This window comes from Pseudomonas sp. P4_B3, assembly GCF_056402295.1.
Window position 1 is genome coordinate 1 of record NZ_JBFUHR010000019.1, and the last position, 21,465, is coordinate 21,465.

General features: G+C 60.3%; 17 protein-coding genes. 14 read left to right on the plus strand and 3 right to left on the minus strand.

Translation table 11 applies throughout. From position 1 onward, the window contains the following. The first annotated feature begins 136 nt into the window (after nt 1-136). Nucleotides 137-2,098 (plus strand): oxidoreductase, encoded by a 1,962-nt coding sequence (locus tag AC1DWG_RS21275; RefSeq protein ID WP_477788305.1) that lies wholly within the window; start codon nt 137-139, stop codon nt 2,096-2,098. A 179-nt stretch (nt 2,099-2,277) separates the two neighbouring features. Beyond that, nucleotides 2,278-2,874, plus strand: a complete 597-nt coding sequence (locus tag AC1DWG_RS21280) for a cupin domain-containing protein (protein WP_477788306.1) — start codon at nt 2,278-2,280, stop codon at nt 2,872-2,874. Here the strand turns inward: AC1DWG_RS21280 and AC1DWG_RS21285 are convergent. Continuing rightward, nucleotides 2,871-3,803, minus strand: a complete 933-nt coding sequence (locus tag AC1DWG_RS21285; protein WP_477788307.1) for a helix-turn-helix domain-containing protein — start codon at nt 3,801-3,803, stop codon at nt 2,871-2,873. The genes AC1DWG_RS21280 and AC1DWG_RS21285 overlap by 4 nt on opposite strands. Before the next feature lie 162 nt (nt 3,804-3,965). Here AC1DWG_RS21285 and AC1DWG_RS21290 point away from each other — a divergent pair, with 162 nt between their 5' ends. From AC1DWG_RS21290 to AC1DWG_RS21300, 3 genes are all read left to right on the plus strand, one after another. Further along, on the plus strand, nt 3,966-5,324 hold the full coding sequence (locus AC1DWG_RS21290) for a glutamine synthetase family protein (RefSeq protein ID WP_090455086.1): 1,359 nt from the start codon (nt 3,966-3,968) through the stop codon (nt 5,322-5,324). Nucleotides 5,325-5,509: 185 nt separating this feature from the next. Next, nucleotides 5,510-6,598, plus strand: a complete 1,089-nt coding sequence (locus AC1DWG_RS21295) for a polyamine ABC transporter substrate-binding protein (protein ID WP_477788308.1) — start codon at nt 5,510-5,512, stop codon at nt 6,596-6,598. Further along, nucleotides 6,595-7,896, plus strand: a complete 1,302-nt coding sequence (locus AC1DWG_RS21300; RefSeq protein WP_477788309.1) for an NAD(P)/FAD-dependent oxidoreductase — start codon at nt 6,595-6,597, stop codon at nt 7,894-7,896. Before AC1DWG_RS21295 ends, AC1DWG_RS21300 begins: the two co-directional genes overlap by 4 nt. Before the next feature lie 79 nt (nt 7,897-7,975). Here AC1DWG_RS21300 and AC1DWG_RS21305 read toward each other — a convergent pair whose 3' ends face one another. Continuing rightward, entirely contained in the window at nt 7,976-9,628 is a 1,653-nt protein-coding gene (locus AC1DWG_RS21305) for an arylsulfatase (RefSeq protein ID WP_477764204.1), read from the minus strand. Nucleotides 9,629-9,999: 371 nt separating this feature from the next. Here AC1DWG_RS21305 and AC1DWG_RS21310 point away from each other — a divergent pair, with 371 nt between their 5' ends. The 9 genes from AC1DWG_RS21310 (at nt 10,000) to AC1DWG_RS21350 (ending at nt 20,291) form a co-directional block, all read left to right on the plus strand. Further along, on the plus strand, nt 10,000-10,596 hold the full coding sequence (locus AC1DWG_RS21310; RefSeq protein ID WP_477764203.1) for a paraquat-inducible protein A: 597 nt from the start codon (nt 10,000-10,002) through the stop codon (nt 10,594-10,596). Then, entirely contained in the window at nt 10,593-11,249 is a 657-nt protein-coding gene (locus tag AC1DWG_RS21315) for a paraquat-inducible protein A (protein WP_477788310.1), read from the plus strand. The genes AC1DWG_RS21310 and AC1DWG_RS21315 overlap by 4 nt, the downstream gene beginning before the upstream one ends. Next, nucleotides 11,230-12,906, plus strand: a complete 1,677-nt coding sequence (locus AC1DWG_RS21320; RefSeq protein ID WP_477764201.1) for a PqiB family protein — start codon at nt 11,230-11,232, stop codon at nt 12,904-12,906. Before AC1DWG_RS21315 ends, AC1DWG_RS21320 begins: the two co-directional genes overlap by 20 nt. 17 nt (nt 12,907-12,923) lie before the next feature. Continuing rightward, nucleotides 12,924-13,481: a PqiC family protein gene (locus AC1DWG_RS21325; protein ID WP_477764200.1), complete on the plus strand. Its 558-nt coding sequence runs from the start codon at nt 12,924-12,926 to the stop codon at nt 13,479-13,481. A 305-nt stretch (nt 13,482-13,786) separates the two neighbouring features. Continuing rightward, entirely contained in the window at nt 13,787-14,443 is a 657-nt protein-coding gene (gene pmrG, locus AC1DWG_RS21330) for a lipopolysaccharide core heptose(II)-phosphate phosphatase PmrG (protein WP_477753660.1), read from the plus strand. Between the two features lie 176 nt (nt 14,444-14,619). After that, entirely contained in the window at nt 14,620-16,341 is a 1,722-nt protein-coding gene (arnT, locus tag AC1DWG_RS21335; protein WP_477788311.1) for a lipid IV(A) 4-amino-4-deoxy-L-arabinosyltransferase, read from the plus strand. Nucleotides 16,342-16,607: 266 nt separating this feature from the next. Beyond that, nucleotides 16,608-17,621, plus strand: coding sequence for an iron ABC transporter substrate-binding protein (locus tag AC1DWG_RS21340; RefSeq protein ID WP_477753658.1), 1,014 nt, complete (start codon nt 16,608-16,610; stop codon nt 17,619-17,621). A 4-nt stretch (nt 17,622-17,625) separates the two neighbouring features. After that, nucleotides 17,626-19,224, plus strand: coding sequence for an ABC transporter permease (locus AC1DWG_RS21345; protein ID WP_477753657.1), 1,599 nt, complete (start codon nt 17,626-17,628; stop codon nt 19,222-19,224). After that, on the plus strand, nt 19,221-20,291 hold the full coding sequence (locus AC1DWG_RS21350) for an ABC transporter ATP-binding protein (RefSeq protein WP_477764197.1): 1,071 nt from the start codon (nt 19,221-19,223) through the stop codon (nt 20,289-20,291). The genes AC1DWG_RS21345 and AC1DWG_RS21350 overlap by 4 nt, the downstream gene beginning before the upstream one ends. 4 nt (nt 20,292-20,295) lie before the next feature. Here AC1DWG_RS21350 and AC1DWG_RS21355 read toward each other — a convergent pair whose 3' ends face one another. After that, nucleotides 20,296-21,234: a site-specific integrase gene (locus tag AC1DWG_RS21355; protein ID WP_477753655.1), complete on the minus strand. Its 939-nt coding sequence runs from the start codon at nt 21,232-21,234 to the stop codon at nt 20,296-20,298. Nucleotides 21,235-21,465: the final 231 nt, after the last annotated feature.

Sequence of the window (21,465 nt, forward strand, 5' to 3'; positions counted from 1 at the left end):
GCGAGCTTGCTCGCGATGGAGCTTGCTCGCGATGGACCTGAGGGCGACGCGTTCATCCAGACAACACGCGTTATCGTTAACGTCCATCGCGAGCAAGCTCGCTCCTACAGGCCAGCCTGCCAGGAGTACCCGCCCCATGCCGACCTCGACACCCGCCTTCGCGCACCTGTTCGAACCCCTGGAGATCCGTGGCAAGCGCCTGAAGAACCGCATTATGTCCAGCGGGCACGACACCTCGATGCCCACCGACAACCTGGTCAATGAACAATTGATCGCCTATCACCGGGCACGTGCCGAAGGCGGTGCCGGGCTGATCGTGCTGCAAGTGGCCGGGGTGCATGACAGTGCGCGCTACACCTCCCACGTGCTGATGGCCACCGACGACGCGTGCATCGAGGGTTACCGCAAACTGGCGCAAACCTGCCATGCCCACGGCACGGTGGTGTTGTCCCAGGTGTTCCATCCGGGGCGGGAGATCATGGAGTCCAGCGATGGCCTGCTGGCGGTGGCCTACTCCGCCTCGTCGGTGCCCAACGAACGCTTCCGGGTGATGCCCCGCGCGCTGGATCAGGCGATGATCGACGAGATCGTCGACGGTTACGCCGCTGCCGCCCGCCGCCTGCATCAGGCCGGGATCGATGGCGTCGAGGTCGTGGCCAGCCACGGTTACCTGCCGGCGCAATTCATCAACCCGCGGGTCAACCGGCGTACCGATGGCTACAACGGTGAGCTGGAACAGCGTTTGCGTTTTCTGCGCGAAGTCATCAAAGCCGTGCGCGCGGCGACCGACGAGCAGTTCATCATCGGCCTGCGCATCTCCGCCGACGAGCGCGACCCGGAAGGCCTGACCGAGGACGAATCCCTGGCCGCCGTGCAGTCACTGCAAGCGCAGCTCGATTACGTGCATATCGTCGCCGGTACTTCGGCATCCCTTGGCGGCGCGGTGCATATCGTGCCGCCCATGGCGATCGAAGCGGCGTACCTGGCTAAAGAAGCCGGGACATTCAAGGCGAGTCTGAACATTCCTTTGTTCGTCACCGGGCGCATCAACCAGCCCCAGGAAGCCGAGCTGATTCTGGCTCGCGGCCAGGCCGATGTGTGCGGCATGACCCGGGCACTGATCTGCGATCCGCAAATGCCCAACAAGACCGACACCGGCCGCGTCGAAGACGTGCGGGCGTGCATTGCCTGCAATCAGGCCTGTATCGGCCACTTCCACAAGGGCTTGCCGATTTCCTGCATCCAGCACCCGGAAACCGGGCGCGAACTGATCTTCGGCGAACGCCGACAAGCGCCACAGCGCAAACGCATCATGATTGCCGGCGGTGGTCCGGCCGGGATGAAAGCCGCCACCGTCGCGGCCCAGCGTGGTCATGAGGTGACGCTGTACGAAGCCAGTTCGCAATTGGGTGGTCAGGTGTTGCTCGCGCAGTTGCTGCCACGGCGCAGCGAGTTCGGCGGTGCCAGCACCAACCTGCAGCGGGAAATGGAGCTGGCCGGTGTGCGCGTGGTGCGCAATACCCGGGTCGACCGCACGCTGGTGGAGCAGGAAAAACCGGACATGGTGATCGTCGCCACCGGTGCCGAGCCCTACTGGCCAGCCTTCGAGCGCGGCGGTGAATTGCAGGTGGTGGACGCCTGGCAAGTGCTGCGCGATGAAGTACAGATCGGCCGTTCGGTGGTGGTGGTCGACTGGCGCTGCGACTGGATCGGCCCCGGCATCGCCGAACGCCTGGTCCGCGCCGGGCATCAGGTGCAACTGGCGGTCAACGGCACTCATTGCGGGGAAAACCTGCCGCTGTACGTGCGCGATCAACTGGCCGGCGAGCTGCATAAGCTGGGGGTTCCGATCACGCCGTACGCGCGGCTGTATGGCTGCGATGACAACACGGTGTACTTGCAACACACCGCCAGCGGCGAACCGATGCTGATGGAGAACATCGATACGCTGGTGCTGTGCCAAGGCCATCAACCGGTGGATACCCTGGGTGCTGAACTGCAAGGGCTGGTGGAGTTTCGCCGGATCGGCGACTGCCTGGCGCCGCGTACCGCCGAAGAAGCGATTTATGAAGGCTTGAAGGTCGCGTGGGAGCTTTAAGGCTGTTTATACTCCGGGGCTTTAGATTCAAATGATCGCTCTCTGTAGGAGCGAGCTTGCTCGCGATGGTCGCTAACGATGACGCGTGTTTTCTGGATAAGACGCGGTGTTCTGAAGTCCATCGCGAGCAAGCTCGCTCCTACAAGGGGCGAAGTGCAGCCCCCGGTTCGGAACATTCCATGAGCAACAACAGCAAGACCCCGCCCGCATCAGGCAGCGCCGAACCGCATTTCCTCGGCACGCGCATTCGTGGCCTGCGCAAGCGCCGGGGCATGACCCTGGCGGAACTGGCGCAACAGAGCGAACTCACCGCCGGCTACATCAGCCAGCTGGAACGCAACCTCGCCTACCCGTCGATTCCGGCGCTGTTCAACATTGCCCGCAGCCTCGGCGTGACCATCCAGTGGTTCTTCGCCAGTGAAGCGGTCACCGCGCCCGAAGACGATGGCGTCGTGGTGCGCAAGAGCAGCCGCCTGAACGTGCATTACGAAGACGGCATCGTCGACCAGTTGCTGACGCCGCAAGCCAACCGCCAACTGGAAATGCTCCACTCGCGTTTCCCGCCCGGCACCTACAGCCAGCAAAGCTACAGCCACGACGGTGAAGAAGCCGGTTACTTGCTCTCGGGGAGTTTCGAGTTGTGGGTTGGCGAGCGCCATTTCCAGCTCAATGAAGGCGACAGCTTCAGCTTTTCCAGCCAGGAGCCGCACCGCTACGGCAACCCCGGCGATGTCGATGCGGTGGTGATCTGGGTGATTACACCGCCGACGTTCTAGCGCCGGCTGCGACCGCTTGCCTGACTGGTACTCGCACGCTTGAGGGTGTCACTCGGCAACTCGTTGAACAACGCGCGATAGCTGCTGGAAAACCGCCCCAGATGCCAGAACGACCAATGCATGGCAACTTCAGCCACGGTGGTTTGCGTGGGCGTGCGGCTCAGCAGTTCGCGGCGGGCACTGTTGAGTCGGCGCAGGCGCAGCCACTGGGTCGGCGACATGCCGGTGTAGGTCTTGAACGCATGCTGCAACTGGCGCAGTGAAACCCCGGCAACCTGGGACAACTCCAGCAGGTTGAGGTGTTCTTCCGGGGTGTCCGCGGCCCATTCCCCTACCCGCTTCATGATCGCCCGCTCCCCGGCCCGACGCTGCAATGCACCCTGGTCGAGGCCGACACAGGCGTTGTCGAGAATGAACAGGCAATCTTCCAGCAATTGCTGGGTCAGCGCTTCGCGGCTCGGTGGATCGAAGGTTTGCGACAGCCGCGTCAAGGTGCCGCTGAGCCAACGGCAGAACAGCGCGTTCTGCCGGGAGTTGAGCGGCGCCATGAACAGCCCTTCGAGCCGGGCGATATCCAGGCTATGACGCTTTACAAACTCCGGACCGAACACCACGGCGATTTCCTGGTAGTTCTCCGGGGTGATCCAGATGTTGCGGCTTTCGCCATTCAACACGTACAGCGCGTTGTCGCCGCGATCGAAACAGAACGACAACGAGCCCTGGGGCGCACTGAAATTCTGCTCGACCCGGGTGTTCATCGACTCTTCGTAAATCTCCACGCCCTGCAGGTCCAGATAACGCACCCTACCCGCGAAATGCCCCGGCGACATCTGCTGGTATTGCTGCACCCAGCCCGGCGTGGCGCGGATTTGCTCGGCGACATCGGCGGTGTTGAAGGCTTGGACCTGGAGGGAATTGGAACCTGTCATGGGGCGACCTTACGCACTCTTTTGGTGCGCTTTGTGCTGCTTAAAGTGGATAGATGGAACTGCAAGGCTCGCACAAGATAGTCGTCAACGCGCTACAGGGGAAGTGTCCGGCGGATGAAACCGGTCTCTCCTGGCGTTAATAAAACCAATAACGAGGTCTTTATGAATGTCCCTTTCGATCAGCTGTTCACTTGGCTGAAAGATCACAAGATTACCGAAGTCGAGTGCGTCGTCAGCGACCTGACCGGCATTGCACGCGGCAAAATCGCACCCACCAACAAGTTCCTGCATGAGCGAGGCATGCGCCTGCCGGAAAGTGTGTTGTTGCAAACGGTAACCGGGGACTTTGTCGACGACGACATCTACTACGACCTGCTCGACCCGGCCGATATCGACATGGTCTGCAAGCCGGACGCCGACGCCGTCTACGTGGTGCCATGGGCCATCGAGCCGACCGCCATCGTGATCCACGACACCTTCGACAAGTTCGGCAACCCGATCGAACTGTCGCCGCGCAACGTGCTGAAGAAAGTCCTGCAGCTGTACACCGACAAAGGCTGGCGGCCGATTGTCGCGCCGGAAATGGAGTTCTACCTGACCCAGCGCTGCGAAGACCCGGACCTGCCGCTCAAGGCGCCGATGGGCCGTTCGGGCCGTGCCGAAAGCGGTCGCCAGTCGTTCTCCATCGACGCGGCCAACGAATTCGATCCGCTGTTCGAAGACGTCTACGACTGGTGCGAACTGCAAGGCTTGGACCTGGACACGCTGATCCACGAAGACGGCCCGGCGCAGATGGAAATCAACTTCCGTCATGGCAACGCCCTGGACCTGGCCGACCAGATCACCGTGTTCAAGCGCACCATGCGTGAAGCGGCGCTCAAGCACAACGTGGCGGCAACCTTCATGGCCAAGCCGGTCGGCGACGAGCCGGGCAGCGCCATGCACCTTCACCAGAGCGTGGTGGACATTGCCACCGGCCAGCCGATCTTTGCCGATGCCGATGGCAACATGAGCGAGCTGTTCCTGCATCACATTGGCGGCCTGCAGAAGTACATCCCGAAAGTGCTGCCGATGTTCGCGCCGAACGTCAACTCGTTCCGCCGCTTCCTGCCGGACACCTCGGCACCGGTGAACGTCGAATGGGGCGAAGAAAACCGCACCGTCGGCCTGCGTGTGCCGACCTCAAGCCCGGACGCCATGCGCGTCGAGAACCGTCTGCCGGGTGCCGACGCCAACCCGTACCTGGCGATCGCCGCCAGCCTGCTGTGTGGTTACCTGGGCATGGTCGAACGTATCGAGCCGAGCGCTGCGGTACAGGGTCGTGCCTATGAGCGTCGCAACCTGCGCCTGCCGATCACCATCGAAGACGCCCTGACCCAGATGGAAGAGTGCGACACCATCAGCCGCTACCTGGGCAGCAAGTTCGTGCGGGGCTATGTCGCGGTCAAACGCGCCGAGCACGAGAACTTCAAACGGGTGATCAGCTCGTGGGAGCGTGAGTTCCTGATGCTGAGCGTTTAAAGCCCTCGCTCCCCCAAGGGATCACACATCCCCCTGTGGGAGCGGGCTTGCTCGCGAAAGCGGCCTGTCAGTCAACGATGATGTTGAATGTACCGGCCTCTTCGCGAGCAAGCCCGCTCCCACAGGAGGACACAGAACACCAAAGATTTGCCTGAAGAATCCAATAATTCCAAGAAGGTATCGATATGCGTCTTTTGAAATCCGTGGTCCCGGCCGCGCTGGCGGTCTTGTTCAGTGCCGTTGCCCAGGCCCAACCCCAGGTCAGCGTGTACAACTGGACCGACTACATCGGCGAAACCACCCTCGTCGACTTCCAGGCCAAGACCGGGATCAAGGTGATCTACGACGTATTCGATTCCAACGAAACCCTGGAGGGCAAGCTGCTTGCCGGTCGTACCGGGTATGACGTGGTGGTGCCGTCCAACCACTTCCTCGCCCGCCAGGTAAAGGCCGGCGCGTTCCTCAAGCTCGATCGCGATCAACTGCCGAACTTCAAGAACCTCGACCCGAAACTGCTGGCGCTGCTGGAGAAAAACGATCCGGGCAACTCGCACTCGGTGCCGTACCTGTGGGGCACCAACGGCATCGGCTATAACGTCGACAAGGTCAAGCAAGTGCTGGGCATCGATCACATCGATTCCTGGGCCGTGCTGTTCGAACCGGAAAACATCAAGAAGCTCAGCGCCTGCGGCGTGTCGATGATGGACTCGGCGGACGAAGTGTTCCCGGCGATGCTCAATTACATGGGCATGGACCCGCGCAGCGAAAGTGTCGAGGACTACAAAAAGGCCGAAGCCAAGCTGCTGCAGATCCGCCCCTACATCACCTACTTCCACTCCTCCAAGTACGTCTCGGACCTGGCCAATGGCGATATCTGTGTAGCGTTCGGTTATTCGGGTGACGTGTTCCAGGCCGCCAACCGCGCCAAGGAAGCCAAGAACGGCGTGAACATCGCCTACGCCATTCCCAAGGAAGGCGCCAACCTGTGGTTCGACCTGCTGGCCATCCCCGCCGACGCCAGCAACCCGAAAGAAGCCCACGCCTTCGTCAACTACCTGCTGGACCCGCAAGTGATTGCCAAGGTCAGCGCGTCGGTCGGCTACGCCAACCCGAACCCGGCCGCCAAGCAGTACATGGACCCTGAGCTGGTCAGCAACCCCGAGGTTTATCCGTCCCAGGAAGTCCTCGACAAACTCTACATCTCCACCACGCCGCCGCAGTCGATCATGCGCCTGATGACCCGTTCGTGGAGCAAAGTGAAGTCCAACAAATGAATCAGTACACCAAGGAACACGCCCACTCCTATTACGCAGCGTCCGCCAAGGGCATGAGGCAGCGTCCCGCGCTGGCCTCGGACCTTACGGCCGATGTCTGCGTGGTCGGCGCGGGTTTCACCGGCATCAACACCGCCATCGAACTGGCCCAGCGCGGTCTCTCGGTGATCCTGCTGGAGGCCCGGCGGATTGGCTGGGGTGCCAGCGGGCGCAACGGCGGCCAGTTGATTCGTGGTATCGGCCATGACGTCAGTGGTTTCGCCAGGCACATCGGCGCCGATGGCGTGCAATACCTGGAACACGCCGGGACCGAATCGGTGCAAGTGGTGGCCAATCGCATCCGAGAGCACGGTATCGATTGCGACCTCAGCTGGGGCTTTTGCGAACTGGCCAATACCCCGGCCCAGTTCAAAGCGTTCAAGACCGAACAGGCGGAGCTGATCGAGTCCGGTTATGCCTTTGAAACCCGATTGGTCGCGCCGGATCAGATCCGTGAGCAGGTGGTGAACTCCGGCGTGTATGCCGGTGGCCTGGTGGACATGGGCTCGGGGCATTTGCATCCGCTGAACCTGGTCCTTGGCGAGGCGCAAGTTGCCGAGTCCCTAGGGGTGCAAATTTTCGAGCAGAGCCCGGTGCTGGAATTGATCCATGGCAGCACGGTGCAAGTGCGCTGTGCCGGTGGCACTGTGAGTGCAGGAACCTTGGTGCTGGCTTGCAACGCGCATCTGGAAGAACTCGAACCGAAGCTCAGCGGCAAGGTACTCCCTGCGGGTAGCTACATCATCGCCACCGAGCCGTTGTCGGAAGACGCCGCTGCAAAACTGATCCCGCACAACCTCGCGCTGTGCGACCAGAAGGTCGGCCTGGACTACTACCGGCTCTCGGCTAACCGTCGCTTGCTGTTCGGCGGTGCCTGCCATTACTCCGGGCGCGATCCTTCGGACATCAGCGCCTACATGCGTCCGCAAATGCTCAAGGTGTTCCCACAACTGGCCAATGTGCGCATCGAGTATCAGTGGGGCGGCAAGATCGGCATCTCGGCCAACCGCTTCCCCCAGGTCGGGCGCCTGAGCCAGCACCCGAACGTGTTCTACGCCCAGGGTTACTCCGGCCATGGCCTGAACGTGACCCACTGGTGCGCGAAGTTGTTGGGCGAAGCGATCCATGCCGGCCACAGCAAAGGCTTTGACGTGTTCAGCGCCGTGCCGCACATGACCTTCCCCGGCGGACGCGCCCTGCGCTCACCGTTGCTGGCCCTTGGCATGTTCTGGTATCGGATGCGGGAAGTGCTGGGTTGACCGGGTAGCCGTGGCGAGGGAGTTCCCCCGCCTGGCCGACAGAAATGCAGCGGTCTTGAGCAAGACCGCTGCCGCACCGCTAGTTAGGCACCGGGATATTGACGCCCTCCTTCTGCAAGCTTTCCCGAATCGACTGGAATTTCTGGTACTTCGACAATTCGATCGGCCCGTCATAGCCCATGCTTTGCAGCTTGCGTGGCGGGTATTTGATGTAGGTCTGCATCAGCTTGTTGATCGCCTGACTGATCGGCACCATGGTCCAGGTGCGCTCGGTGACATTACTCATGAAGATGTCATAGCGCTCCTGTGGATCTTGCAGCAAGTCAAAGACTTGCGGTACGACCGCCACGTACTTCGACTCACCTTTCCAGCCCAGGTTGGTGTCCACGGCCAGGCCACCGGTCGGCACACCGTTGTCGCCACGCAGGTTGAACACGGCCTTGTAGTTGCCTACGCGGGCCGCCCCCGGCGACAACTCGTTTTCGGTGAAATAGAACCACTCCTTACGTGGGTCGGGGCCAGTGCCGGTTATCACCGGGGTCATGTCGTAGCTGTCGAAATAGATCGGCTGACCTTCGCGATCTTTCTCCGGCAACTTGATGCCGGCCACCGAGGCGAAGGTCGCCATCAAATCGAGCCCGCCGAGAATGTCGTGGTTCTTGGCATTGGGCTTGATTTTTCCAGGCCAGGTCATGATTGCAGGGACCCGGTTACCGCCCTCGCGCACGGTGCCCTTGGTGCCACGGAATGGCGTGTAGCCGGCGTCCGGATAAACGTCCTGCCAGGCGCCGTTGTCGGTGGTGTAAACCACCAGCGTGTTTTTATCCAGGCCCAGCGCCTTGAGCTTGTCCATGATATGGCCGATGCGCGTATCCAGTTCGACCACCGAGTCGGCGTACTTGGACTTGGAGATCGACTTGTGAACGAACTCCGGTGCCGGCAGGTTCGGCTGGTGCACTTTCATGAAGTTGACGTTGATGAAGAACGGCTTGTCGGATTTGGCGGCGGTGTCGAGGAATTCCAGTGCGGCTTTTTCCACATAACCGTCAAAGTAGGGGATCCCGACTACACCGGGTTTGCCATCGATGACCGGCGTATCAACATACTGGCCGTTGATCTTGAACTCTTCGACGGCCTTTTCTCCCGCCTTGCCCGAGAGTGCGCCCTTGGTCACCTTGGTAAACATTTCCCGGGTTTCCGGGTCCATGTCGGGGAACCATGTCGGGTCGGCGTAGGTGTAGGCATTGAGGTGATAGAGGCCGACGTACTTCATCACGTCATAGCCCTGGGCATTGGGCAACGCATAGTCGGCTTCACCCAGGTGCCACTTGCCGGTGAAGTAGGTTTCGTACCCGCCGGTCTTGAGCACCGAGGCCAGCGTCCACTCGGCGGCGGGCAAACCACCGCCCTGGCCCTGGAAGGCCACGGTGGTCATGCCGCTGCGATTGGGGATGCGCCCGGTCTGCATGGCGGCTCGCCCTGGCGTGCAGCTTGGTTGCGCGTAGAACGAGTAAAAGGTTGTGCCCTCAGCGGCCAGTTCGTCGATGCTGGGTGTCGGCATGCCCCGGCCGACACCGCCACCGTACGGCCCCAGATCGCCGTAGCCGGTATCGTCGGACACGATGAACAGGATATTGGGCTTTTCTGTTTGTGCAGCCTGGGCCATACCGTTAAGCGCTATCAGTAATGAACCTGCAATGTAGAACCTTGAGCGATGCGAGAGTGTTTTCATGGCGACCTTCCTTTATCGGGACGGATCCTTGTGGCCGGCTACTTGTTTTCAAGTAATCCGTGACCGGACCCTGGTGAGTTACCCCAAACCATGCCCTCTGGTTAGTTCCAGGCGTTCTACTGACCAGACAACTGAATTCCTGTAGCTACTCAAGGCACCCGAGTCAGCCTAGTACGGTTATTTTCATTACGCGCAATGCAGGCAGTGGAATTCGAAGTCGTTCGTCGCTTGCTTCCCATGTAATTCCGTGGGTCGAGTCATCCCCCGGCGGCGGATAGTGTTCAAGGTGCGACTTTCGATTTGCTCAATTGCGAGTCACTTCTATATTGAGGGAGTGCTCTGAACCTCCTGCCTTCTGTTGAGCTTGACCCATGGCAACTACTGATCAGCTGATCATCTGCGAGCACTGCGACAGCGTGTACCAGAAAGTCACGCTCGCCAAACATCAAAAAACCCTGTGTACGCGCTGCGGCGGCGTGCTTCAGCGCTATAACGGCCTCACGGTGGAACAGCGTCTTGCGTTGACCTTCACGGCGCTGATGCTGTGGGTATTTGCCAATTTCTATCCGGTGATGAGCATCAGCCTCAAAGGCGTGAAGAACAGCGCAACGCTCTGGGACTCGGTGCTGGCCCTGAGCCTGGGGCCTATCACGTTCATTGCCATGGTGGCGGCAATCGCCATGATCATCGCGCCGATTTTCCAGCTGTTGCTGCTGATCTGGGTGCTGGGCTTCGCCCTCGCCCATCGACGTTCGCCCGGTTTCAAACTCTGCATGCGCTGGCTGGAAACCCTGAGGCCCTGGAGCATGCTCGAAGTCTGCCTGCTGGGCGCCATGGTCGCGGTGATCAAGCTCGCCGGTCTGCTCGATGTGCTGCCCGGCATCGGGTTGTTTGCCCTGGCTGCGCTGAGCCTGATGATGATCCGCATCGCCGGGCGCGACATCCGCGAATTATGGGACATTGTATGAGCACGCCTCCTTACGCCGACGAGCTCAACCTGTGCCTGTGCCACACCTGCGGCCTGGCCTGCGACATGACTGGCAAACCTCACGAATGCGAGCGCTGCGGCGCGCCTTTGCATCGACGCAAGACCAATGCCTTGACCCGGACCTGGGCCTACATGATCGCGTCCCTGGTGTTTTACATCCCGGCCAACCTGTTGCCGGTGATGAACACCAAAATGGTCGGCCATGGCGCCGACAGCACGATCATGAGTGGCGTGTTGGAGTTCTGGGAAGCCGGAGCCTGGGACATCGCCCTGATCATTTTCATTGCCAGTATCGCGGTGCCGGGCATCAAGTTCGTCGCCATCACGCTACTGCTGGTCACTGTGCATCGCGACAGCGAGTGGGCGCGCAAGGAGCGGTCGACGCTGTACCGCTTCGTCGAGGTCATCGGTTACTGGTCGATGCTCGATGTGATCGTGGTCGCCCTGGTGGCCTCGCTGGTGAAATTCCAGGCCCTGGCCGACATCGAACCGCGTCCGGGCATTCTGTTTTTTGGCCTGGTGGTGGTGTTCACCATGCTGTCGGCCATGAGCTTCGATCCACGCATGATCTGGGATAAAGAACGGGAAAACCCACACAATGAGGAGGTCACGGATGAAGTCACAAGCCACTGACGGGCCGCAAGCCCCCGGGCCGGCGCCGATCAAGACCCGCCGCTTCAGCGTTTCACTGGTCTGGATCGTGCCGATCGTCGCGGTGCTGGTGGGTATTTCGCTGGTGGTTCACAGCATTCTGCAGGAAGGTCCGACCATCGTTGTCACGTTCAAGACCGGGGACGGCCTGACCGCGAATAAAACCGAGGTCAAATACCGTAATGTCGTGATCGGTCATGTCTCCGATGTGGAGCTGAGCGGTGACCAGAAGAGCGTCAACGCCACCATCAAGCTGGAAAAGCAGGCCGAAAGCTTTACCCGCGAAGACTCGCAATTCTGGGTCGTGCGGCCGCGCATTGGCGCGGGCGGTGTGTCCGGCATCGACACGCTACTGTCGGGCGATTACATCGGTGCCGATATCGGCCAGGCCAACGGCCGGGCAAAAAACTTCATGGGGCTGGAGAGTCCGCCGCCCATCACCTACGGCGAGCCGGGAAAGCGTTTCACCCTGTTCACACAGGACCTGGGGTCGCTGGATATCGGCTCTCCGGTCTACTACCGCAAGATCCCGGTGGGTCAGGTGGTGGCCTACGCGCTGGACCCGGATGGCAAAGGCGTGAACATCGAGCTGTTCATCCATGCACCCAATGACAAGTACGTCACCGAAAACACCCGTTTCTGGAACGCCAGCGGCATAGACGTGAGCGTCGGTGCCAACGGTTTTGCGGTCAAGACCGAATCGTTGTCTTCCTTGCTGGTGGGCGGTATTGCCTTCCGCGCGCCCGACTACAGCCCTGACGATAAACCTGCGGCTGCCGAGTACGCCTACGAACTGTTCGAAGACCAGCAAACCGCCCTCGCCCCGCCAAACGGCAAGCCGCAGTACCTGGCCATGCGCTTCGACCAGGCACTGCGCGGGCTCAAGGTCGATGCCCCGGTGGAATTCCTCGGTGTGGAAATCGGCAAGGTGGTGGCAGTCAATCTGGATTACGACGAGAAAAAACGTTCCTTTCCAATCAACGTCGGTATCGTGATTTACCCGCAGCGCCTGGGCCAGGCCCATATCAAAATGCTCAAGGCGCTCGATCATGACCCTAATAACGAAGCCGCTGGCGTACGCTTGATCGGCACCTTCATCGAAAACGGCCTGCGTGCCCAGGCCCGCACCGGCAACTTCCTGACCGGCCAGTTGTACATTGCCCTGGACTTCTACCCCAAGGCCGACAAAGTCGCCTTCGATGCAAACGCACGCCCGGTCATGATCCCGACCCTTCCCGGCAGCCTCGAGCAATTGCAGGAAAAACTCGAATCCATGGTCGACAAGATCAACAAACTGCCGATCGAGCGAATCGCCGGCAATCTCGATGGCAATCTCGTCGAACTGCGCAAAGGCATCATGCAATTCAACGGCAAGATCATGCCTGGCGTGCAGACCACCTTGTCAGATGTCAGCAAAACCCTGGAAACCGCCAATTCGACCCTGCAGTCCGCCAGTTCGACCTTGGCCGACGATTCACCGCAACGGGAAAAACTGGGGCAAACCCTGGATGAGCTGGGACGCACGTCGAGGTCCTTGCGTGACCTTTCGGATTACCTGGGGCGGCATCCGGAATCGCTGCTTCGCGGCCGTCCGAACAATGCCGCACCCGTGGATCTGCAGGGGCCACCGCGCAATTGAACACAGGAGCAACACCCATGGCTTTTCCGCTGAAGTTCACCCTGGTCACCGCGATGTTGCTGCTCGCCGCTTGCCGCAGTGACCCGATTCAATTCCACACCCTGACCCCGGCCCAGGTGGGCGATCATTCAATGACCACCGTCGGGGTGATTCAGATCGAGACGATCAGCGTGCCGCCCCAGGTCGATCGTGCGCAGATCGTCATTCGCCAAGGCAACAGTGGCCTGGCGATCCTGGAAACCCATTGGTGGGCTGCGACCCTCGTGGATGAATTGCGCGGTGCGCTGGCCGATCAACTGAGCAACAGTCCGGTACAAGGCAAATATTCGGTGCGGGTCGATGTGCAGCGTTTTGACTCGGTCCCCGGTCAATACGCGTTGATGGACGTGAAATGGCGTCTGCGCAGTGCCGGCATCGGCGACACGGCACGGGTGATTTGCCGCAGCACCTTGCAAACACCGTCAGGTGCGAGCATCGATGACCTGGTGCTTGCCCAGCAAAACAACGTCAAACGCCTGGCCGCGCTGATCAGCCAGGCTGCCGCCAGACCACAGGCGAGCTGCCCTTCGCCCTGAACGCCTTTTCTCCTGCTTCCCGGATTAACGGCGACACGTTCGCCGTTAATCCCAACCCATACGCCCTCTCTGTTTCCCGCTGTCATTCCATGCAAGTGTAAAAGACAACGTTTCTCAGTAACAAACAAATTATCCGAGCGAACCTCCTATGCAATTTTTTCACATTCCTTTCACCGCTCCGACACCTGCACAGATTTAACGTGGGCCGCAGTTAATTCGCTGAACTTAGTCTCGGCGGACATTTTTTGTGCTGTTTCAGGTTTTGTTTAACAGTACTTCCCTGGCGCTCCTATTGGTGGACAAACTTGGTCAATTCCGTCTCGCGTAAACCGTCTTCGCGCCTGTCTAAATCGGTCGTGGCCATTGCTGCACTGACCGTCGCCGCGGTGGTCACCGGTTTGGTCCTGTGGCCGAAATCCCCGGCCAACCTGGCCCATGAGGGCGCGCAAGCCCGGGCCCAATTGCTGCAACAATGGAGTGCCGGCGAGATCGCGGTACTGGTTCGTCACGCCGAGCGCTGCGACCGTTCCAGCAATCCTTGCCTGGGCCCGGCTGACGGTATTACCCGAATCGGCAGTGAAGCGGCCGCCGGTGTCGGGCAAGGCCTGGCACGCCTGGGTTTGACGCAAGCCGACATCCTGACCAGCCCGGTGACGCGCACCGTGCAGACCGCGCATTACATGTTCAACAGCGACCCACGGACCCAGGAGTGGCTGGCGACCTGCGGCACGACCCTGCGTAACGATGTCGTGGCGCACAAGGTAGCCCATCGCAACCTGGTGCTGGTGACCCACAGCGGTTGCATCGCCGACTTTGAAAAGCAGGCCGGCCTGAAGCATTCGGCGAAGGACGCCGAGTACGCCAGCGCGCTGTTTGTCCACATCGATGGCAATGGTCAACTGCAAGTGCTCGGTATTGTGAATGCCGAAGACTGGAACACTCTGTTACAAGAAAAAAACTGAAATCATTACGGACCGAGAACTTTGCCACTAAGTTGTTTCAAGCCGGACTGAATGGAACCTGAACAAAACAGCGAGAAGTGTGATTGCACTTCTCGCCGTTCAATATCATTCCGGTTTTCTCTCTCACTAGTTGCACATCACTTTTCAACCAGCCATCTAAGCGCCAAGGTCGAGACATGACGTCTAGTCAGCCATTGCCAGATTTTACTGGCCATTCTTCCCGTCTGTACGCCCCACCCGCGCCGACCAGCGAGCGCTGGATGCTATTGGCGTTGTTACTGGCGTTCATCGTGTTCTACTTGCTGCCGCTGATGAGCCACGGTCTGTGGATTCCCGATGAAACCCGTTATGCCCAGATCAGCCAGGAAATGCTGCAGGGCGGGAACTGGATCTCACCGCACTTCATGGGCCTGCGTTATTTCGAGAAGCCGATTGCCGGGTACTGGATGATTGCCATCGGCCAGGCGGTGTTTGGTGACAATCTGTTCGGGGTACGCATCGCCTCAGCGTTGAGTACCGGGCTGAGCGTGTGGCTGACCTACCTGATTGCCCGCCGGTTCTGGGGCGATCCGCGCAAAAGCTTTGCCTGCGCACTGTTGTACATGAGCTTCGGGCTGATTGCCGGTCAGGCCGGGTACGCCAACCTCGATCCGCAGTTCACCCTGTGGGTCAACCTGAGCCTGGTTTCACTGTGGTTTGCCATCGACAGCCGCACCACGCGTGCCCGCCTGGGTGCCTGGACGATGCTGGGTATCGCCTGCGGCATGGGCTTCATGACCAAGGGCTTTCTGGCCTGGCTGCTGCCAGCGGCGATCGCCCTGCCCTACATGCTCTGGCAGCGCCGCATGGGTGAGCTGTTGCGTTACGGGCCACTGGCTGTTGTGGTCGCCGCGGCCGTCTGCTTGCCCTGGACATTGGCCATTCATCATCAGGAACCGGACTTCTGGAATTTCTTCTTCTGGAACGAGCACGTACGTCGCTTCGCCGCCGACAATGCGCAACACGCCCGTCCGTGGTGGTTCTACCTGCCGATGCTGGTCGTCTGCGCCCTGCCCTGGGCCGCGTTGTTGCCGACAACGTTCATCCAGGCCTGGAACGACAAGCGCCAGCCCGTCAGCGGTTTTCTCCTGCTCTGGCTGTTGTTGCCATTGGCGATTTTCAGCGTGAGCAGCGGCAAGTTGCCGACCTACATCATGCCGTGCCTGTTGCCGCTGGCGCTGCTGATGGGTCATGCGCTGACCAGCCTGCTGGAACGCGCACAGGGGCGGACGATTCGCGTCAACGGCTGGCTCAACGTGGTCATTGCCACGACGGCCTTGATCGCTTTGCTGTACCTGCAACTGAGCAAAGAGGTTTTTGAGAATACCGAGATGTTCAGCCTGTCCCTGGCGTTCATCGTGCTGCTGGGCTGGATCATCGCCAACGCCCTGCAAATCCTGCGGCCATTGACGTTATGGGCGATGCCGGCCCTCGGCATCTGGCTGCTGGTGGCACTGCTGCCCGCCGCCATGCCGGGCCAGATCGTCGACAGCAGGATGCCCGACCGGTTTATCGCCGAACACCTGGACAGCTTGAACCAGACCACCTCGCTGCTGAGCAACGACCTGGGTGCGGCCTCGGCCTTGTCGTGGCTGACCAGGCGACCGGAGGTGGCGCTGTACAATGTTGTCGGCGAGCTCAAGTATGGTCTTTCGGATCCGGACGCGGCCTCGCGCAAAGTGACTCAGCAAGACATCGGGCAATGGATGACCGAAGCGCGTAAGAAGGGCTCGGTCGGGGTGGTAATGAGGGTCAACAGCGTCGATGAAATTCAGGAAGTCGAGGCGCTGCCCATCGACGGAAAACGCTATCAGCGCGGCAACCTGCAAGTCCTGATCTTCCCGCAAATCCAGCCCTGACAGGCAAGACGCAAAAAACCCGAGAGGTCGAACCGGCCTCTCGGGTTTTTCGTTTTCGCATCGTTTAAGCGACGAGTCGAACCACAGTGGGCACAGCGCTGCTAATCTGAATGAAAATTACATGTATTTACGGTTTTTTTTACGTTATTTTCTCATTTGGATCTCTACATTCCCTGCAATTCAAAACATGCAAATGATTCGCATTGATTTACAAGCGTTTCAATGCGTATGACTTTCAGAAAAATGCACCAGGAGCAGCTCGCAGAATGATTCCCAACATCCCTTCGTTCTTGAAAAAGGCCCTGCTGGCCACCGCTTTGCTGAGCGCTGGCCAGGTCTACGCAGCTGACTCCGTCGGCATCGTGGTGTACAACGCGCAACACGAAGGCCTGACCAAGGCCTGGGTCGAGGGCTTTACCCAGGAAACCGGTATTCCCGTGACCTTGCGTAACGGCGATGACACCGAGATGGGCAACCAGATCGTGCAGGAAGGCACGGCTTCTCCGGCGGACGTATTCCTGACCGAAAACTCCCCGGCCATGGTGCTGGTCGACAACGCCGGGCTGTTTGCGCCTGTCGACAAGACCACGCTGGAACAGGTTGACTCCGCCTATCGCCCGGCCCACGGCAAATGGGTCGGGATTGCCGCGCGCTCCACGGTGTTTGTGTACAACCCGGGCAAACTGTCGGAAGCCAATCTGCCGAAATCGATCATGGACCTGGCCGATCCGAGCTGGAAGGGTCGCTGGGCTGCGTCGCCAGGCGGTGCTGACTTCCAGGCCATCGTCGCTGCCATCCTGGAACAAAAGGGTGAAGCCGCCACGCTGGAATGGCTGAAAGCGATGAAAACCAACTACACCAACTACCGTGGCAACAGCTCGGTACTCAAGGCGGTGAATGCCGGGCAGATCGACAGCGGCGTGATCTACCACTATTACAGCCTGGTGGATCAGTCCAAGACCGGCGAAAACAGCAAAAACACCGCCCTGCACTATTTCAAGCACAAAGATCCGGGCGCTTTTGTTAGCATCTCCGGCGGCGGCGTCCTCGCTTCCAGCCAACACAAAGAACAAGCCCAGGCGTTTCTCAAATACATTACCGGCAAGGATGGCCAGGCCGTCCTGAAAAACGGCAAGTCGTTTGAGTACGCCGTGGGCAAGAACGCTGAATCCAACCCTAAACTGGTGCCCCTGCAGCAACTCGATGCGCCGACTGTCGATGCTTCCAAACTCGACAGCAAAAAAGCCGTGGAGCTGATGACACAGGCCGGACTGCTCTAAATTGATGCCTGAAACCCTGCCTGCGGGTGTCGCCGAGGCGACACCCGCACATTTGCGTCGACGATCCCGCGGAGTCTTTGCGGGACGTGGCGGTGTATGGGTGATCGGTTTGTCGGTGCTGGTTTCATTACTGGCACTGCTACCGATCGCTTACGTTATTGGCGTGTCCCTGCAGACAGGCTGGTCAACCGTCGTGACCCTGGTGTTCCGCCCCCGGGTTGGCGAACTGCTGATCAATACCGTATTGCTGGTACTGCTGACGATTCCGTTGTGCGTGGCGCTGGGGGTGACACTGGCGTGGCTCACAGAACGTACAAATTTGCCCGGACGACGCTGGTGGTCGTTGCTGGCCACCGCACCGCTGGCGGTGCCCGCGTTCGTTCACAGCTACGCCTGGGTCAGCCTGGTGCCACCGATCCACGGCTTGTTTGCCGGTGTCCTGGTCTCGGTCATCGCCTACTTCCCGTTCCTGTATTTGCCGGTAGCGGCCACCTTGCGCCGGCTCGACCCGGCCATTGAAGACGTCGCCGAATCCATGGGGCTCAAACCCTGGAAAGTGTTTTTCCGCGTGGTGTTGCCGCAATTGCGCCTGGCGATCTGCGGCGGTGCCTTGCTGGTCGGCCTGCACCTTCTCGCCGAATACGGCCTGTACGCGATGATCCGCTTCGACACCTTTACCACCGCGATCTTCGATCAGTTCAAATCGACCTTCAACGGCGCAGCGGCGCACATGCTGGCCAGCGTGCTGGCGTTGTGTTGCCTGGCGATGTTGACGGCCGAATCCGCCGCCCGGGGTTCTGCCCGTTATGCTCGCGTCGGTTCGGGAAGCGCCCGGGAGCAACGGGTCGTGTGCCTGAAACCGGCATCCACCCTGCTCTCGTTGACCCTGCAAATCGTGACCTGCACCCTGGCCCTGGGCGTGCCCTTGATCACCCTGGGCAAATGGCTGATCGCCGGCGGTGTGGAAGTCTGGGACATGGCCGAATTGCTGCCGGCCCTGGAGCAAACCCTGTTGCTCGGTATTGCGGGCGCGGCGCTGACCACCTGCGCGGCGATCCCGATCGCCTGGCTGTCAATCCGCTACCCCGGCCGACTGCAACGAGTGCTGGAAAGCTGCAACTACATCACCAGCTCCCTGCCGGGAATTATCGTGGCGCTGGCGTTGGTGACCGTCACGATCCATTTTGCCCGGCCGATTTACCAAACCACCTTCACCGTGCTGCTGGCGTACCTGTTGATGTTCTTGCCCCGCGCGCTGGTGAGCCTGCGCGCAGGCATTGCCCAGGCCCCGGTGGAACTGGAAAACATTGCCCGCAGCCTGGGCCGCTCGCCGGCCCGGGCACTGTGGCTGATCACCTTGCGACTGGCCGCTCCGGGGGCTGCCGCCGGCGCGGCGCTGGTGTTCCTGGCGATCACCAACGAGCTGACCGCCACCCTGTTGCTGGCTCCGAATGGCACGCGCACCCTGGCGACCGGATTCTGGGCCATGACCAGCGAAATCGATTATGCCGCCGCTGCACCCTACGCCTTGTTGATGGTTATGCTGTCGCTGCCGCTGACCGGACTTCTTTATCACCAATCGAAAAAAACGGCTGGCCGATGAACACTCTTGAATTGAATGCCCTCTACAAATCCTATGGCGCCCATTGCGCCCTGGACAACGTCAGCCTGTCGGTGCCCAGCGGCAGTCGCACGGTGATCGTCGGTCCTTCCGGCTCCGGTAAAACCACGTTACTGCGGATGATTGCCGGCTTCGAATTCCCCGACGCCGGACGTCTTTCGTTCAATGGCCAGACCCTGGTCGACGGCACCCACGAAGTGCCGGCCCATCAACGCCTGATCGGCTACGTGCCGCAGGACGGCGCACTCTTTCCACACATGACCGTGGCCGCGAACATCGGCTTCGGCTTGGCGACCAAGGGCACTGAAAAACAACTGCGCGTCGCCGAGCTGATGGACAGCGTGGCGCTGGACGCGAAGATGGCCGAGCGCTGGCCTCACGAATTGTCCGGTGGCCAGCAACAGCGCGTGGCCCTGGCCCGGGCGTTGGCGCAACAGCCACGGCTGATGCTGCTGGACGAGCCGTTCTCGGCGCTCGATACCGGATTGCGCGCCGCAATGCGCAAGATGGTTGCGCGGCTGCTGGAAGACGCGGGCGTCACCACCATTCTGGTCACCCATGACCAGAGTGAAGCCCTGTCGTTCGCCGACCAGTTGGCGGTGATGCGCCATGGCCGACTGGTCCAGTCAGGGCATCCGCTGGACCTCTACCGCTACCCCGAAGACGAACAGACCGCCCTGTTCCTGGGGGATGCCGTGGTCATGCCCGCACGCATCGAGGCCGGTTGGGCCCATTGCGACCTGGGGCGGATCCCGGTCAACAACCACCGCAACAACAGCGCGGCGCAGATCATGCTGCGCCCCGAACAACTTCAACTGGCCAGCATCCTGCCCAGCGACCCGGAAGCCAGCGGTTGCCGGGCCGTGGTCACCGACCGGGACTTCAGCGGCAACACCTGCACGCTGACGGTGGAACTCCAGCCATTGACCAGCCGCGAGCAACCGGGCCGATCACTGCTGGTGCGCAGCTCAGGCATGTATGCACCACCCGCCGGCAGCTCGGTTCAGGTCTCGACCATCGGCCATGCCCATGTGCTGAGCGAGATGTGATCGTTCACAGATCGAATCGATCCACCGCCCGACGCCGCTCGTTGTCATCGCGCACATCGTAGTTGGCCGTGGTCTGGATGTTGCTGTGGTGCGCCAGCTTCTGCGCAATCGACAAGTCATGCTCTTCGATCACCCGGGTTATGAATGAACGCCGGAAGTCGTGGGGCATGATTTTCACCCCGACCTGCGCGCCCCGTTGCCGGGCGATGTAGTAAATCGCGTGCTTGGTGATGCGCTCACGGGTGATATGGCTGCCCCGGCGGATGCGGTTGAACAGGAACGGGTCGTCCGGCTCGCCGTCCTTGAGCAGCGAACGGCGCAGTTCAAGCCAGGCTTCAAGCTTGGCGAAGGCCCAGGCCGGGGCGTACTTGATCAACTGTTTGTTGCCCTTGGCCGTCACCCGCAGGCTGCGCTCGGTGAAATCGACCTGGTTCAGCTCCAGGTTCACCGATTCGGATTTGCGCATCCCCGAACCGTACAGAATCCCGATGATCGCTGCATCCCGCAGGCCTTGCGGCCGCGGATCGGCGGCGCAGACCGCCATCAATTCCTGAATCAGCGTGCGCCTGAGATTGCGCCCCTGGGACAGCCGTGTCCCGGCCATGCCCTTCACCGTACGCATCTTCAACAGATGGTCCTGAGAGATCAGGCTCATGCGCCACGCTTCGTTCATCACCCCGCGCACCGCGTTGACATACAGCGAGGAGGTGTTCGGCGCATAACCATCCGAACGCAAAGTGGCCACCAGGGCGATCACATCCTCGGGCTGCAAGTTGTGCCAGGGTATCTCCTCGATATCCTGGTCTTCGAAGCCCAGGCGGTCGGCGGCATCTTGCAGCACATAACGCATGGTCAGTTGGCTGGATGGCGCCAGTCGCGCCAGATACAGGGTCAGCGGATTGGTGAGGGGTGAGCGTGAGTCAGTAACAGGTAAGTCAATCAAACGAAACGGCCTTGAATGTAAACAGTTCAATGAAACAACTAAGAAGTGAAATAACGATGATATAAAAGACAATACACTTGTAGGACTTTTCCTAAAAACGCGGTAAACGGAAGAAGTCTGAACAGCGGCTTAATAGCCTTCAGATAAAACGATTCCCCAACCGTTTTTTCATGTTCCTTTCACAAAATCGGGCATAACCTTCTGTAAAGTCGGCGCAACCCAAATGGACGT

What these genes read in the sequence shown, in the direction of transcription:
- AC1DWG_RS21345 (WP_477753657.1), top strand. Translation starts at nt 17,626, where the DNA reads ATGCCTGAAACCCTGCCTGCGGGTGTCGCCGAGGCGACACCCGCACAT.
- AC1DWG_RS21325 (WP_477764200.1), top strand. Translation starts at nt 12,924, where the DNA reads ATGGCTTTTCCGCTGAAGTTCACCCTGGTCACCGCGATGTTGCTGCTC.
- AC1DWG_RS21350 (WP_477764197.1), top strand. Translation starts at nt 19,221, where the DNA reads ATGAACACTCTTGAATTGAATGCCCTCTACAAATCCTATGGCGCCCAT.
- arnT (WP_477788311.1), top strand. Translation starts at nt 14,620, where the DNA reads ATGACGTCTAGTCAGCCATTGCCAGATTTTACTGGCCATTCTTCCCGT.
- AC1DWG_RS21290 (WP_090455086.1), top strand. Translation starts at nt 3,966, where the DNA reads ATGAATGTCCCTTTCGATCAGCTGTTCACTTGGCTGAAAGATCACAAG.
- AC1DWG_RS21300 (WP_477788309.1), top strand. Translation starts at nt 6,595, where the DNA reads ATGAATCAGTACACCAAGGAACACGCCCACTCCTATTACGCAGCGTCC.
- AC1DWG_RS21285 (WP_477788307.1), bottom strand. Translation starts at nt 3,803, where the DNA reads ATGACAGGTTCCAATTCCCTCCAGGTCCAAGCCTTCAACACCGCCGAT.
- AC1DWG_RS21280 (WP_477788306.1), top strand. Translation starts at nt 2,278, where the DNA reads ATGAGCAACAACAGCAAGACCCCGCCCGCATCAGGCAGCGCCGAACCG.
- AC1DWG_RS21320 (WP_477764201.1), top strand. Translation starts at nt 11,230, where the DNA reads ATGAAGTCACAAGCCACTGACGGGCCGCAAGCCCCCGGGCCGGCGCCG.
- AC1DWG_RS21275 (WP_477788305.1), top strand. Translation starts at nt 137, where the DNA reads ATGCCGACCTCGACACCCGCCTTCGCGCACCTGTTCGAACCCCTGGAG.
- AC1DWG_RS21315 (WP_477788310.1), top strand. Translation starts at nt 10,593, where the DNA reads ATGAGCACGCCTCCTTACGCCGACGAGCTCAACCTGTGCCTGTGCCAC.
- AC1DWG_RS21340 (WP_477753658.1), top strand. Translation starts at nt 16,608, where the DNA reads ATGATTCCCAACATCCCTTCGTTCTTGAAAAAGGCCCTGCTGGCCACC.
- AC1DWG_RS21295 (WP_477788308.1), top strand. Translation starts at nt 5,510, where the DNA reads ATGCGTCTTTTGAAATCCGTGGTCCCGGCCGCGCTGGCGGTCTTGTTC.
- AC1DWG_RS21310 (WP_477764203.1), top strand. Translation starts at nt 10,000, where the DNA reads ATGGCAACTACTGATCAGCTGATCATCTGCGAGCACTGCGACAGCGTG.
- AC1DWG_RS21305 (WP_477764204.1), bottom strand. Translation starts at nt 9,628, where the DNA reads ATGAAAACACTCTCGCATCGCTCAAGGTTCTACATTGCAGGTTCATTA.